This window comes from Thiofilum flexile DSM 14609, assembly GCF_000380185.1.
Taxonomy (GTDB): domain Bacteria; phylum Pseudomonadota; class Gammaproteobacteria; order Thiotrichales; family Thiotrichaceae; genus Thiofilum; species Thiofilum flexile.
Map to the genome: position 1 here is coordinate 145,189 of NZ_KB904802.1, position 13,971 is coordinate 159,159.

Below are 13,971 nucleotides of genomic sequence, written 5' to 3' on the forward strand. Positions count from 1 at the left end.
TAATCATCACAGGATTTTAAAGGCACCCGCATCAAGGTTATAGGCTGGTTGCAGCGGGGTACTCTCAATCGGTACGGCTTGATAATACTGCTGAATCCCTTTAATCCACGCTCTAGCACGCTCATTTAGCTCAAAATTATCATCCATCAAGCGCCCACGGGTAATTAAAATACCTAAATCAGCCCCTTCATAGTGATAATCACCTACGCTACTAATGCGTAAATAAAACGCCTCTTGTTCGGTTTCTACCGCGCGGCGATGATAATCAAAACGGGCATAGGTCACTTGACCTTGTTCATCCATATGCCAAATGCCAGATTCGGGAGCATGGGTAATATAGCCTACACTCTCAGCGGTATGTTTTATGACTAACTGACTCCAGCTATCCACATTATCCGGATGTGCCCAGCGCTCATTCATTTCAGCAATATCCAGCTCAAAGGGAATATCACTCATCTCCAATAAATGAAATAAAAACAAGGGGGCGTCGGCATGGGCAAACGCGGCGTGATTCGTCATAGAACTAGCCCCTGTGACCCGTGGGTTTAATTCGCCGAGATAGAGTTGTCCTGAATCTTGGTCAATCAAAAAGTCTAATTCAAAGTAACCGCGATAGCCTTCTTCACGTAAGGCTTCGCCAAACTTAAAGGTATAATCCCGCGCTTGATCACGAATGGCTTGTGTAAAGGCATTGGCAAAAATTTCATTGCCACACCAACCACCTTTATACGGGGTTAGCTCTTTAAAGCCGACCAGCTCAGTCATGAGGGGGCCGACAATGGTGCCATTTTTAGTAGTACAAGCCTCAATTGCAGAACCCCGCACTCGCAGGCGCTTCATGATTTTGACTTCGCCCTCACCAATAATTTGATCAGCATAGCGTTCAAAATCGGTTTCATTAGCAATGAAAAAAGTCGTATGCCCTGAATCACCATAGGCCGTTTGTAAAACCAGATCGCGCCCTAATCCGGCCTGTTCTGCCAGCTCACACAGTTGGGCATAGCTATGTACTTCTGCCAAGGTATTAGGAATGCTAGGCACACCCGCGCGATTACCAATCCGTACCGTTTCGATTTTATTATCCACGCGCTGACGCAGAGCTGCTTTAGGAAACCAGACTTGTAACCCTAGCTCTTGGCAGAGTTGCTCGGTTTCTTCGTCAAACATTAAAAAGACCGCTTTAGGATCACCCCCGCGTTTTTTTAAATAATCAATTACTTCCTTATGTTGCAGGAGGTAATTATTAATATCTTCAATGCTTTCAAATTCGCGGTGTGGTGTTTCACTTGGTACAAATACGGCAGGGTGGCGACCATCAAAGCAGTCAATATAGTTGATATAGTAAAAATTACGTACCCACTCATTAATCCCTAAAAGGTTAAAGTTAGTGGCACTAATAAAATAAATAGGGGTTTCATTGCGATGAAAATAACGGCGTATTTCAGAAATATTACGTAGCAAGGTTGTCATCGAGGGTGCTCCTAAAAAGGCGATGAAAACGTAGGGCAATAAAAAAGCGAGGTTATGTGTTCATAACCAAAATACCTGACTGTTGTCAGTAGACACACAAGAGTCGTTAGCTAAGGCTGTTGCAACGGCTGTGAAAAATGATCCGAAACGATTTTTCACGCAAGCCTGAGAAGTGCATGGGCAAGCCAAATCATACATCCTTGTATGTTAGAAGGCAGCGTCCCTGCTCAGGATTGCCGAGGCAATACCCGACTCCTTTTACTCGGTTACTTAGTCATCTGTTAAACCCTATGAGCGGCGGCGTAATTGCATAGGGCCTAAGCTATCTAAGTAAGATTGTTCAGTACTTTTGTCATAAACAGTGAAATCAACCGCGCGATCACGGAAGCTTTTTAATACCTGTCCCAAACCCATAATGCCGTTTTGGCGCTCGTGCCGGACTTGCTCTAAATTAATCTCCAGCGGGAATACTTCTTCAATAGTCCCCGCTTGATGCAACACCCGCCCAGAAGGATCAATCACACACGATAGTCCATTACCACACCCTCCTAAGCCATTCACATCAAAGAAAAAGCATTGATTAGTAATAGCGGAGGCTCGCGCAATCGTTAGTTCTGCTTGACGGTCAATGGTATCGGTAAAGGTCGGATGAATAATAATTTCAGCCCCTAACGCCGCTAAAGAGCGTGTCGTTTCGGGGAACCACATGTCATAACAAATCGATACCCCAAAGCGTCCTACGTCGGGTATATCAAAGGTTACAAAGCGATCTCCAGCACTAATACCACGCTCGAAAGGCAGAAAAGGAAACTGCTTACGATAACGATCAACCACTTCGCCTTGCGGATTAATAATAGGGGTAGTGTTGTAAATTTTATCATCCACGGCCTCAAACAGCGATCCAGGAATTAACCAAATTTTGAATTGTTCGGCCCAGCGTTGAAAGATTTGTTCGGCAGGGCCGGGGAGGGGTTGCGCGAAGCTAGGATAAGGCCCAAAGGCGGCTAGCTCACTAAAGACCACCATTTGTGTCCACGGAAAACGTAGCATAAGATGGGATAACTTAGCGTACATTTGATCTAAGTTGGATGAGGTTGCAGATAACTGCATTTGAACACCCGCGATAGTAAATGGCCTCATAGACACCCTGTTCTCCTTTAGCTTAGCCCAATAAGTGAGTGAAGTAGCCTTAAACTATAACAGCAGAACTCATTGATAAGATACAGCCTAGCAATTCACTGTTGAGAGATATGTACCTCATTTGCAGTAGTACAACAGATTATAATCAAGCGTATCAAGGAGCTAAAGGATTATGCTAGGGCTAAAGGATTATGCTAGGGTATGAATAGTACTGCTCCCCCGAAAGGATTGTTTGATGGAACGATGCGCCTTAATGACCTTAAATGAGCCACTAGCAGCCTTATTTTCTGATTTGGGTACGGATGAGTTTTATAACAAGTTGTTGAGCTTTATCTATCTACAAGTACCTGCGGATAGTTCCGTGGTGTTGCTGTATCAACGAGGGGCTAGCCCAGTCATATTATTAGATTGGATGACAGAGCGTGATCGCACTGCGATGCAAACGTATTATTTTAAAGGTGCTTATTTATTAAGCCCCTTTTATTTGCGTTGGCTAAATGCCCCTTTAGAGGATGCACTTGAGCGCTTGGTTGATATTGCGCCGCAGGGGTTTTTTGAGAGTGTTTATTATCGTGATTATTATGGGCGCTCTGGCTTAAAGGATGAAATGAGCTTTCTGATTCCTCTGTCTCATCGGCGAGCTATCTTATTGTCATTAGGGCGTACCGATGCGCTACCCTCATTTTCAAGGGTGGAACGAAACTATCTACAACTATTTTACCCGATTGTCATTAAAGCTACTCAGCGTCATACCTCATTAGTAACCTTGCCTATTCCAACTAAACTAACCTTATGGTTGGAGGATAGTATGCAGCTCTTTGGCAAGTCGTTACTCACTGAACGAGAGCAATTAGTGGTACAGATGATGTTACAAGGACACTCCTCTAAATCATGTGCCAAATTATTAGGTATTTCACCGACCACTGAGCGCGTCCATCGACGCAATATCTATCTCAAACTCAATATCTCCTCTCAAGCGCAGCTATTTAAATTATTCTTTGCAGCGTTATCCAATGAAACAATCACCCCCGGCTTTGACCCACTCATAGGGCTGGCTAAGGGGAGTCAACATAGTTAGCGGCAACCAAAATATTTAGCTCGCTCTAGCATTTCCGTGGCCCAACGCTCATGAGTGGAGGGTTCACACATGGCTCCTTCAAATTGAAACACAGCAGGCTTAGAGCGATCTAAAATGTGTTGAGCGGTAACTAGATCGTGCTCATCAATTTGTAGGGCTTGATGAATAATGGCGATTTGACGCGGGTGAATAACGGTTTTACCGACCAAACCATGTAATAGATCGCGCTGCACTTCTGCTTTTAAGAGCTGTTCGTTGTTAAAGCAATCAAATACAGGGGCGGTTAAATAAAAATTATCGGGGACGAACTGGCTGACTAACATGGCTACTACATAACCCAAGGGGCCATCATATAAGGTATGAGCGGCACTATGGCGTAGTTTTAAACACGAGAGCAAATCATTACCCCCGATCCTGAGTACGAGAATTTTTTCTCGCAGCGGATGCTGTTGCAAAATTTCTCGTAATTGATGGACTTGTACCGCATCTAACATCGCTTTAGTTTCAAGCGTAGGCATATAAACCCAATGCTCTGGTGCGGATTCTAAAACGGTTGTCCATGTATGCAAGGTGTATTGATCAAATTTAGGCAGTACTAAACCATCAATCAGCTCAATGTGAGGTATTGCCGCTAAGAGCTGCGTCACCATCGCACTATAACGTGGGCGAATAAAAACCAGAGGGCGGCTAGGGTTAGGGCTATGCGCCCACTGTTGCAAGCACTGGGTAATATTGTGAAAGGCGGCCTGTAAATCATGTTCTTGAATAGCGTCCTCTAAACAAATCACCATAGAACGCAGTTCATGAATTTTATTACGCAAAATAATATCAGCTAAATCGTGATGAGTAGCCGGCACGTATAACGTAGCACCTAGCTGATAAGGGGATAGTGTTATTGGCATAGTTTTAATGAGTCGTTATAGTTGATTTCAGGCTAATGGGGTTTGAATTGTAGAGTGTTTAGGGGTTACATCATACCATTTGAGCCTATTTTGACAGGGTTGACACTAGAGAGACTAAATAGCTTTTTTAATGATAGTAATGGCACGATACGGGGCAATATCCTGACCGAGTACTTCAAAAGGAATAGTATAGTTCTTAGCTAAGTGTTTCAGTATTTGTAAATGAGGGTCATCGGGGGTTTGGACTAAAATTCGTTCAGGCACACGGCGTAGCACAGCTCGCGTAGCCTCAGCAATCCCTGTTTTAATACGGTTTAGATTAGTAATCGTGTATTGAGTTTGAATAAAGCGCAAAGTGTTTTGGCTTTGAGTATGTAAATCAGCGCGTAGGGTATCAGGCCAATGTAGTGTTAGGTTTGTGCCGAGCGTTTTACGGACAGCATCGACGGTTTCAATCAGGTATTGTGTGCGATCATAGGGTTCTAAGTGCTGATAATAAAGGCACTGATGCCAATCTCCATCGGTACTTAAAATCGAGCGTGAAATCAGCCCTGATACTGTCGCACCCAAGATACTAAAAGGTATTAACCAATCCTCACCCGATGCAGCAAGCCATGCTTTACCCGTAGGATCAGCCAGTACCACAAACGGAATTGGGGTGTGGGGATAGAAGTGTTGCAACGAACGCTCTAGTTCGGAGTGAATCGCCCCTTTACCCACCCAACCATCGACATACACAAGGTCATCAAAATCATGTTGCGCTCTAATGGTATTTAAGGCCGCAATATCAATCCCTTTATCACGAATAATGCTAATACCGTAATGCGTGCTGTCTATCCCTAAATCCCGTAGCGCTCGCACTAATAATACCCCCAAAGGGATTCCCGCGCGGACAAAGCTTACTAGCACAATGGGGCGATTAGGGCGGCGCTGTTTTAAGGCTAGGGCGAGGGTTTGTACTTCGGTGGCTAAGCGTAAGGCTCCCTCTGCTAAAGCGTGTTCAAACAGGGTTTGATGCTCAGGCGAGGGTGGCTTTTCCACACTAATCATTTGTGAATAATGCTTTTTTCCGCTTTGGATTAAACGCTCTTTCTCTTCCACCTCGGTACTGTCCATTTGCGTGAGGCGTAAGAGAAAAGTGACATCTTCAGGCACATAAGAACCATGTAAAGGCGTAGGCATCATAATAATTGTTTCCCGATTTGGCTTGCAGGTGGAAACGCAGCAAAATCACCTAAACCCATAAACCCTAAATCAGAGGAACTATCCCCTAAGCCTAAAATCGGGACTCGTCCATAGTGGGCTTGTTGGCGACGAATGATTTCAGCTGCCGCCACCTGTTTAGTCACAGGATCAGGAATGAGAGCTAAATTATTAGCGTTTTGATGCGGATAAAATCCGCTCCAGTCTACTTGGGTCTGTGCGTGTTGCCATAAGTACTCCAATTCTTCAGCCTTAGCCTGAGTACTTTTAATCACTACATAAGCATGCCAATCCTCAATCCCTTCAATCCAGCCGCGTAGCTCTAAACCAAGATCATGGCCTATATCCAATAGGTGCTGGAGTAGGGTAGGGATACGGGTTTGATAGGTGTGTAATTGGATTTGCATGTGTGCGTGCCAGACTACATCGAGGGAGTAGTCCGGCTGTAATATCGCTGCTCCATGCAGACATACCGCACCGTGTCGAAAGGGAATTTGTACGCGTTTAAATGACTCAATGCCCCGTGCCGTGACCGGAATCAGGGTGGTATGTGCTAACGCCCATTGCACAAAAGCAGCTTGCCACAGGTGCATAAAGCTTAAAGGTTGCCCCTCGGCATTATTAGCTGCCACGATTTTTTCGGACTCCGGCGGCATCTTGCGGGCGGTTTGCAAGAGGGTATCGTCTAGGTCGGTCAGAATGAGTGGCTTCATGGATAAAACTCCACTACTTCAGCATTTAAGGCTTTGATCAGGCTTTGATCCAGTAAATGTTGGGGTGTTTCAGTGCAAAGTAGAATGCGGTCGTAGTGTTCAGGGCTAACGTTATATAAAAAGTTAGCAATACCCTGACCATAGTTATCGTGAATACAGTAGCGCGTTTGAATACTATGCCCTAAGGCGATGGGTGAGCGCGTAGTAGCACTGAATTTCACAGTAGCACCTTGTTGCTCTAAATACTCAGCGAGTAAAAAGGAAGGCCAGACAAATTCACCCGTACCTAAGACTAAGATTTTTTCTTGCGGTTGAACCGTAATGCTTGCGGCTATAGTAGGGAGCCTATGAGTACTCACTCCTAAACGCGCCCAATCATTTTCGGCTTTGGCGAGCCAGGCCCCTGTGCCTAAGACATCGACTGCTGGCATTTCAGGTGCGGGTTGACCATTGCCTTGCCAGTCCCAGTGGCCTTTGAGCAGTGCAATACTTTGCACATTGGAGCCTAGGCTTTGAGCTGCTTGGTCGCCTGACCAGTCTGTTAACGTGACTATGATAATACGTTCAAAGGACTCTAAGCCCTTACCCTTTAATGCCTCCACTAAATTAGCAAAGGTTTTACCAGTTGAAGCTTCATCATCGACGAGGACTAGTGTTTTGGCTTGAGTGAGTAGGGTTTGATGCTCTGGAGTGTGGGGATAATGTAGCACTTGTTGGGTGGCGTGGCTGTGCTCTTCTTTAAACTCCACCAGTAGCGGTTGAGCTAAAGGGTGGCGCGTGGTGCATAGGTAGAGGCTATCCGGATAACGTCGACTCAAAGCTTGATGCACGCCCGCACCTAGGGCAATCGCGGTTTCAGCCATACCGATTACGAGTAAGGGAGTGGGTAAGTCATCCGGTATGAGTTGTGCGAGGGTATCGGTCGCTCGGCGCATAAGGGAGGGTGCAACCGGAATATGCCGCCCTAATACTTTAGAGACAAATAAAAAAGAGCGTTTAGGATTGCGGCGCTCCGCAAAGCCAAATAAATCATAAGGGGTATAGGTACTATGCTGAGAGGCAATATGTAGGGTTAAAGTGCCCGTGGTCAGTTCAACTTGTTGGGTTTCTATTTGCATTTATTAACTCATACATTCTACGCGCCAGATCGCTGCTTGGGTTTGTTGGGCAATTTGTGCGGTGCTGAGTGTGCGTTCATTCACTTGTAGCTGATACGGGGCTTGTACCGCTTCAAGGAGAGCGAGCGCTAACACATTACGCACAGCAAAATTCATGTTTTGGGTATTAACAAAACTGGATGACACTACCCCTAACACCGCGCCCGTATTGTCTAGTAAGGGGCTGCCACTAGAGCCGGGTTGAATGGGGGCGGTGAATTGCAGCAGCCTTATATCATTTTGTGCACCAAATAAGCCAGAAATTACCCCCTGAGTGGCTTGAATCCCAGAACCCATAATACTAGCGAGTGGGTAGCCTAGGGTGGTAATCGGTTCGGCTAAGCCAATGCTGGTTTTGCGAAAGGCTAGGGGGTGAATGTGACTAGGGCAGGCGGCACGTACTAAAGCAAGGTCATTGGTTTCATCGCTAATGACGACCTCGGCATCGAGTTTGCCCTGAATTGAGGTGAGACGTAGCTGTCGTGCGCCTTCGACTACATGGGCATTGGTCATAAATAGATTAGGGGAGACTAAAAAGCCTGTACCTGACCAGGCCTCAGGGCGTTCATTACTAGCGCCATAGCTACCACTAGAGGGGGAGTGAGGCGAGCGCTCATCAATCTCAGCCCCCATACGTCGTCCTAATGCACTTAAGCCATAGGCTGAGGTTTCGGCGAGGGCACGAATTTTCCAAGCCCCATTGCGTTGATAGAGTTCGGCAATAATGAGTGCTGAGGCGCTAATGGGTTTGAGGTCAAGGGTGTGAGTGAATACGTTTTCTTGCTGTAGGGTGACTTGCTGGGCAAAGTCGAGTGGGCCTTTGGCACCGTAGCGATACAGCACGAGTTGAAGGCGAGTGATGCGGGTGTCGGGGAGGCGATTGGTATCAAAGGTGAGATTAAATTGGGTGCCATTATTGACGAGTTCTGAGGTGAGCCAATGGGTGTTGGGATGATGGGCGAGTACGGTGTCGGCGACTAGGTGCTTGCTTTCATCCACGGGTAATACGGCAAGCCCCAGATCGTAGCGAATATCAATAGGGAAGGAGAGGGAGAAGTCCCACCGTGTACCACTGAGTGCCAGATTGGCTCCAACGACTAGATTCATTCTATTCAACCTCGTCTACGTTATTCTCAATGACGGTGATGATAGCAAGGAATAGGAAGCAGGGTTGGAGTTTGCGCTGAGCGATATATTGAAATTAATGAGCTATAACGGTTGTATACTATTTTTTATAAGATCCAAATGCCCAGTGGCTATGCGTTAGCCCGAAGGGTGATATAATGAAACTTCGTTAAGTTGGATATTGTTATGAACGCATTAGAAATCGCAAGAGCAAAAAAGCTTTATGATCAAGGTAGTGCTAGAAAACTTTATAATTATATTAAAAAATATTTGGATAGACATGATCCCTATGCCCCCTATTTTTATTCAACTATAAGTTTAACGGAGTGGAATGAGTCTTATGAACAAGGTGAATCTAGAAGAGTAAAATTGTTAATTGAATCCGCTGATGCAGGTGTTCCAGAGGCTGCCTATCAGCTAGCCTGTTGCTATCTGTCAGGAGGAGATGGTGTTGAAAGGAATTGGAATACGGCATTGAAGTATATTAAACAGGCGATGGAGAAAAATTATGAGCCAGCTCTAGCAACATATGCCGTCCTTCGGGAAAATCCATCGAATTTTGATTAAGAGTTTGATTTAAAGTAATTCGTACTCACTTACATCAAAAGATTCCACGAGTGAAAATAGATTATTTTCTGGGCCTGATTTTCGGAAGGTATCCAGTGCAGAACGAGATTTCCATTTTTCAAAAATGTTTACTCTATTTAAATCAATAGGGTCTGGTGATACCGAAAAATCCATACAAGATTCATTTTTTCTAGCCAATAATATGGCTTCACAAGATTTATCAACGAACTCATCTCGCGAGCCAGATTTAATTATCAATTTACCTGCAACAATGATTGCCATGTCATTACTCTCTAGAGTTATGATTTAGAAGAGTTAAATGGCTAGTAGCTCTATAGCTAGTCCATTGAGCATCAGAATCTTAACTGTCGCACCCATATCAAGCGACTGGCATGCAAGACGACTTACTTTTCTAAATCCGTGGAGATTCATGATAAAGTGATCGGGAGTTTATTAACAGAATTTTTCAACTCTTCTAAAGCATAACACGAAAAATAAAAAATCGTGCTTTAAGAGTGAGAAAATTCACTAAACCCAAAACGGCTAGGTAAATAGTAATATGAAGCTACAATCAGCATGCTACAATTCTATTTATCTTGTCAAGGTTAGGATTTAAAAGTAGTGTCATGACAAAAGTGCTACTGGGTAGTTATCACTATGATCTTCAGCAGCAACAGTTATTGGATACACAGAATCATGTTTGTCCTTTGCGCCAACAATCATTAAGTGTTCTGCATCAGTTGGTTATCTGTGCCAATACCGTAGTATCTAAGCAGCAATTGTTTAGTGAAGTTTGGAGTGAGGTTTACGTTACTGACGATTCTCTCGTGCAATGTATTGCAGATATTCGTCGTGCTCTACATGACCATAATCATGAGATTTTGCAAACCATTCCACGGCGTGGTTATCTATTAATTGCCAAACCTATTAATACTTCTGTCAATCACTCGACTAATCTTCCAGAGGATTTATTACCTTTTTTAGGGCGCACTACCGAATTAAATGACTTGCAGCAGCGGCTTAAGGATTCTGGTTGCCGGTTATTGACGCTATTAGGTTTAGGTGGGGTTGGTAAATCCCGTTTAGCTAAAGCGGTGGCTAAATGCTTGATCGGGCAATTTGAACATGGGGTATGGTGGGTGGAATTAGCCCCTGTGCAGCACCCTGATTTAATCCCTCTTGCCATCGCAAACGCTATGGGTATTTCCTTACAAGGTAAACGCAGCCCTTTAGCTCAATTACAATACACCTTAGGCAAACAACAATGCTTATTAGTTTTGGATAATATGGAGCATTTATTACCTGAAAATGGAGTATGTCAGGCGCTTTTAGAAACTAATCCGAATCTTAAAATTTTAGTTACGTCGCGTTTGCTGTTGCATATTTATGGTGAGTGGCTCTATCCGTTAGCGGGTTTAAAAGCTTTTGATTATGAAGAAGATGCAGGGTATGAGCTATTTCTGCACACTGCTAAACGACTAAGCCCACAACGCACTTTTTCATTGGATGAGCAGCAAGCGATTCAAGCCATTTGTAATTTAGTGGATGGTTTGCCATTGGGGATTGAAATTGCTGCAAGTTGGGTGCGTTGTTTGTCCTGTCATGAGATTTTGCAGGAGTTGCAGCGCTATTTTCAAACGGTGGGGGTGCAGACCACAGAGGCTATTAGTGCGCCTGCCTTAGATACCGTTTTGCAACAAAGCTGGCAAATGCTAAGTACCCATGAGCAACACATTATGCAGGGCTTATCTTTGTTTCGGGGGCGTTTTAGTCGAGAAGCTGCTGCTAATGTAACGGGGGCGAATTTAAACGATGTGCGTAATCTCATGGATAAATCCATGCTTAGTCGTGCTTTGGATGGGCAGTTTGCGTTGCATGAAGTTATGCGTCAATACTCCAGTGCCCGCCGCTTTCAACGGCAACCGCTATTGAGCATGAAACGTTTTGTGGATTATCACCTTGAGTTAGCCACTAGCGTGGATACAGGCATTTTGGGGCAGCAGCAATTAAGTGGGATTGCTAGGCTTGAAAGTGAGCATGATAATTTTCGTGAATGTTTCCATTTGTGCAGCACTTATCACAACACCGATTTAGTCCAGCAAGGTTTAAAACTGGCGGGTGCTTTGGGTATGTTTTGGTTTTTAGCGAATCACTGGCAAGAAGGTTATCGCTGTTCCGAGCAGTTTTTGGCGCTTAATCAAACGATGTCTTCCCATCTAGATCAAGCACGAGTGGCAATAGTAGCAGGAGGGATTGCAGCGTTAAGTGATCAGCATGAGATTGCTGAGCGCTATTTAATACATGGTACCGAGGTCGTAAAGCGTCAGGGTGAATCGGTGTCCTTAGCGCGTGGCTTGGTGGCACTTGGAGTATTACGGCGCTTACAAGGGCGTTATCAAGATGCGCTGGCATGTGGTGAGCAAGGTAAGCAGCTTTTTACCGAGCTAGGTGATCAAGGGGGCTACCAGCTCAATCTAGTTAATATAGGGCATTCATTATTGGGGCTTGGGCAGTATGACAGGGCGGTTGAAGCCTTGGAGCAAGGTATCGCTTTACATCAACAACTCGGTGTGACTTTAAGTTTGCCTTATGCATTGGTTAATTTGGGGCGAGTACATTGGCAACAACAGCAAACTAAACTTGCTCGTGCCTATCTACAGCAAAGCTTAGAGGTCACAGAAAAGTTAGGCATGTTGCTGTATCGCGCTCAAGCACACTGCATGTTAGGTTGGATAGAGTTACATGATCATAATCCAGCCCTTGCCCTGCAATGCTTTAAGCAGAGCCTCAATGATTATTTGCGTTTGGGAGATCAAGCGGGGCAGGTGGAGGTCATGCGCGGTATTGGCGTGGCAAAAGTTGAGCTGGGTGAGTTGAGGCAAGCTTGGCAGTTTATTGTTTTAGCTGAGCATTTAATTGAGCGCCTGAATATTCCCCTATTATCCAACCATCAAACCCAATTGAACGAGGCTAAGCAGCGTATTCAACTGGGTTTAAATCAAAAAGAGCTAGAGCTACACCGTAATCTAGCTTTGATTCAAGGTCTGGATGGTTTAATTATTTAGCCTCTTACACCCATTTCAGTTTACCTGAGTAGGTGGTTTATAAATGCCTGTTGGTGGTCTGGTATACTTAGGTATGCGCTTTAGAATAAAGCACTTACAAATACCTGTTCTATCATCACAGGTGGCTATATCACCACATACCTTATCCTCAAACATTTTATTGCAATCATCCTCACCGCTACATTGGCATGTAAGACCAGAGCAGGTATAGCTAGTGCGTGGAGTGGTGGGCGCATTGTCTCTAGCAGCCACCTCTGAGCTAAATACTAATACACTGGCTAGAAGTAGCAGTTGTAATAAGTTTTTCATGATAAGCATCCAATGGGTCATGGTTATTCACGGGTGCAGTCGCGACAACTTGGTGGACAAAATTCATAAGATTTGATTTTGCAGGTCATACTGTCGTCGTTGGGGATTTTAATACGTGGGGGTTTACAGGAATCACCCAACTCTTGTTGCTCTAACTCCCACACCCCGTTATTACACACAGGCACGGCACAGGGTTTACAGGTGAACTTACAACCTATCTTTTTAGGTTTGTCGGAGTTCTTACAAGTTGCTGCTGCATAATACTCAATCTCTTGAGTGGCTTTGATAGTTAAATCAGGGAAGGTTTGATGAGTTAGCGAGTTGGCTAAGGTCACGGATGACCATAGTGATAAACCTATCAGTGCTATATAAGTTAAGCGGTTCATAGAAAATCTCCTTTTCGATACGCCCTCTTTTATTGTAAGGTTTTGTCCGGCTTACTCTTGAATGAGCCGGTAGGTGCTCGGTATTTCTGACTTTTGGGCGGAGGCGGATCAGAGCATAGATCCGGTACACCGCCACATTCACTTTCGCGTGTGCCGACTCGACACCACAGTTTTCCAGAAATTGGTTCGCGGATATATGTCCCTGCCTTACCAAAGGCGTAACAGGTTCCACCTACCGTGCGTTGCACAGCTTGGGCATTGGCAGCGGAAGCCATTGAGCAAACGGCGATGAGTGTTATAGCGATTATGAGTTTGTTGACCATGATCGATCTCCTCAATTAACGGTATCAAATGCTTGGCAGTAGCAATGATTTCCCACTGCCAAACGCAAGTGGGCTAGTCACCCGTTAGTTCACACGTTATGTATTCAAAACCATCGCAAGTAGGCGCATTACAGACCATTCTAGTCTGTAAGACATATGTCAGACCGATGTCATTGGCGCGTTTAAAGTTCGTGGCGCGTACTGAGCTTTTGGTTTTATTAACGCGTTGGCACCACACATCTGCCGCGTTTTGCCCACAATATTTTCCCCACTGCAAACACCAGTCCATGCGATAGCCATTAATCGCAATGGTGTCATCGTGGTAGGTGACTTTTGATCCATTCATAGGGCGCGGTGGGACAATTGGTAAAGGAGGGGGCGGAATCAGGGCAATCGCTTGAAGTAAATCTATGATATTTCAGAAGTTAAGCATAATGGGAGATAGTAATCAGAGCAATTTTCCATGAAAAATTTACTTTTGACTTTTTAACTATCTCAATTTAATCAATAACTTGATTCAAGCGATTGCCCTG

At 44.8% G+C, this 13,971-nt stretch carries 15 protein-coding genes and 1 pseudogene; 4 read left to right on the top strand and 12 right to left on the bottom strand.

The window, feature by feature from the left end:
- Positions 1-6: 6 nt before the first annotated feature.
- A complete protein-coding gene (locus A3IK_RS0115795; RefSeq protein WP_020560955.1) occupies positions 7-1,470 on the bottom strand; it encodes a biotin carboxylase in 1,464 nt (487 codons plus the stop codon).
- A 288-nt stretch (positions 1,471-1,758) separates the two neighbouring features.
- The gene (locus tag A3IK_RS0115800; RefSeq protein WP_020560956.1) at positions 1,759-2,610 is read right to left on the bottom strand and encodes a carbon-nitrogen hydrolase family protein; all 852 of its coding nucleotides are present in this window, start codon (positions 2,608-2,610) and stop codon (positions 1,759-1,761) included.
- A gap of 235 nt (positions 2,611-2,845) precedes the next feature.
- On the opposite strand from A3IK_RS0115800, the gene A3IK_RS20540 reads away from it, so the two are divergent.
- The gene (locus A3IK_RS20540; RefSeq protein WP_020560957.1) at positions 2,846-3,688 is read left to right on the top strand and encodes a helix-turn-helix transcriptional regulator; all 843 of its coding nucleotides are present in this window, start codon (positions 2,846-2,848) and stop codon (positions 3,686-3,688) included.
- Here A3IK_RS20540 and A3IK_RS0115810 read toward each other — a convergent pair.
- The 5 genes from A3IK_RS0115810 to A3IK_RS0115830 all read right to left on the bottom strand — a co-directional run bounded on the left by A3IK_RS0115810 (position 3,685) and on the right by A3IK_RS0115830 (position 8,770).
- Positions 3,685-4,590 carry an HpcH/HpaI aldolase/citrate lyase family protein gene (locus tag A3IK_RS0115810; protein ID WP_026221023.1) on the bottom strand — a complete coding sequence of 302 codons (906 nt, stop codon included), beginning with the start codon at positions 4,588-4,590 and terminating at the stop codon, positions 3,685-3,687. The two genes, A3IK_RS20540 and A3IK_RS0115810, sit on opposite strands and share 4 nt — an antisense overlap.
- 114 nt (positions 4,591-4,704) lie before the next feature.
- On the bottom strand, positions 4,705-5,775 hold the full coding sequence (locus A3IK_RS0115815; protein WP_020560959.1) for a cysteine protease StiP domain-containing protein: 1,071 nt from the start codon (positions 5,773-5,775) through the stop codon (positions 4,705-4,707).
- Positions 5,772-6,506 (bottom strand): HAD family hydrolase, encoded by a 735-nt coding sequence (locus A3IK_RS0115820; RefSeq protein ID WP_020560960.1) that lies wholly within the window; start codon positions 6,504-6,506, stop codon positions 5,772-5,774. The genes A3IK_RS0115815 and A3IK_RS0115820 overlap by 4 nt, the downstream gene beginning before the upstream one ends.
- Positions 6,503-7,624, bottom strand: coding sequence for a phosphoribosyltransferase domain-containing protein (locus A3IK_RS0115825; RefSeq protein WP_020560961.1), 1,122 nt, complete (start codon positions 7,622-7,624; stop codon positions 6,503-6,505). The genes A3IK_RS0115820 and A3IK_RS0115825 overlap by 4 nt, the downstream gene beginning before the upstream one ends.
- A gap of 3 nt (positions 7,625-7,627) precedes the next feature.
- A complete protein-coding gene (locus tag A3IK_RS0115830) occupies positions 7,628-8,770 on the bottom strand; it encodes a trypsin-like peptidase domain-containing protein (protein ID WP_020560564.1) in 1,143 nt (380 codons plus the stop codon).
- 204 nt (positions 8,771-8,974) lie between these two features.
- Between A3IK_RS0115830 and A3IK_RS0115835 the strand changes: the two genes are divergently transcribed.
- Positions 8,975-9,355 (top strand): SEL1-like repeat protein, encoded by a 381-nt coding sequence (locus A3IK_RS0115835; RefSeq protein WP_020560563.1) that lies wholly within the window; start codon positions 8,975-8,977, stop codon positions 9,353-9,355.
- Between the two features lie 9 nt (positions 9,356-9,364).
- Here the strand turns inward: A3IK_RS0115835 and A3IK_RS0115840 are convergent, their stop codons facing one another.
- The gene (locus tag A3IK_RS0115840) at positions 9,365-9,637 is read right to left on the bottom strand and encodes a putative quinol monooxygenase (RefSeq protein ID WP_020560562.1); all 273 of its coding nucleotides are present in this window, start codon (positions 9,635-9,637) and stop codon (positions 9,365-9,367) included.
- A gap of 63 nt (positions 9,638-9,700) precedes the next feature.
- On the opposite strand from A3IK_RS0115840, the pseudogene A3IK_RS20960 reads away from it, so the two are divergent.
- Together A3IK_RS20960 and A3IK_RS0115845 are read left to right on the top strand one after the other, a co-directional pair.
- A pseudogene (locus tag A3IK_RS20960) lies at positions 9,701-9,841 on the top strand (IS1 family transposase); the annotation flags it as partial.
- A 140-nt stretch (positions 9,842-9,981) separates the two neighbouring features.
- Positions 9,982-12,420 carry an ATP-binding protein gene (locus A3IK_RS0115845; RefSeq protein WP_020560561.1) on the top strand — a complete coding sequence of 813 codons (2,439 nt, stop codon included), beginning with the start codon at positions 9,982-9,984 and terminating at the stop codon, positions 12,418-12,420.
- A gap of 15 nt (positions 12,421-12,435) precedes the next feature.
- Here A3IK_RS0115845 and A3IK_RS0115850 read toward each other — a convergent pair whose 3' ends face one another.
- The 4 genes from A3IK_RS0115850 to A3IK_RS21405 form a co-directional block, all read right to left on the bottom strand.
- The gene (locus tag A3IK_RS0115850; RefSeq protein ID WP_020560560.1) at positions 12,436-12,729 is read right to left on the bottom strand and encodes a hypothetical protein; all 294 of its coding nucleotides are present in this window, start codon (positions 12,727-12,729) and stop codon (positions 12,436-12,438) included.
- Between the two features lie 23 nt (positions 12,730-12,752).
- Entirely contained in the window at positions 12,753-13,115 is a 363-nt protein-coding gene (locus A3IK_RS0115855; RefSeq protein WP_020560559.1) for a hypothetical protein, read from the bottom strand.
- A gap of 29 nt (positions 13,116-13,144) precedes the next feature.
- Positions 13,145-13,438: a hypothetical protein gene (locus tag A3IK_RS0115860; protein WP_020560558.1), complete on the bottom strand. Its 294-nt coding sequence runs from the start codon at positions 13,436-13,438 to the stop codon at positions 13,145-13,147.
- Positions 13,439-13,511: 73 nt separating this feature from the next.
- Entirely contained in the window at positions 13,512-13,784 is a 273-nt protein-coding gene (locus A3IK_RS21405) for a hypothetical protein (RefSeq protein ID WP_162596662.1), read from the bottom strand.
- Positions 13,785-13,971 lie beyond the last annotated feature (187 nt).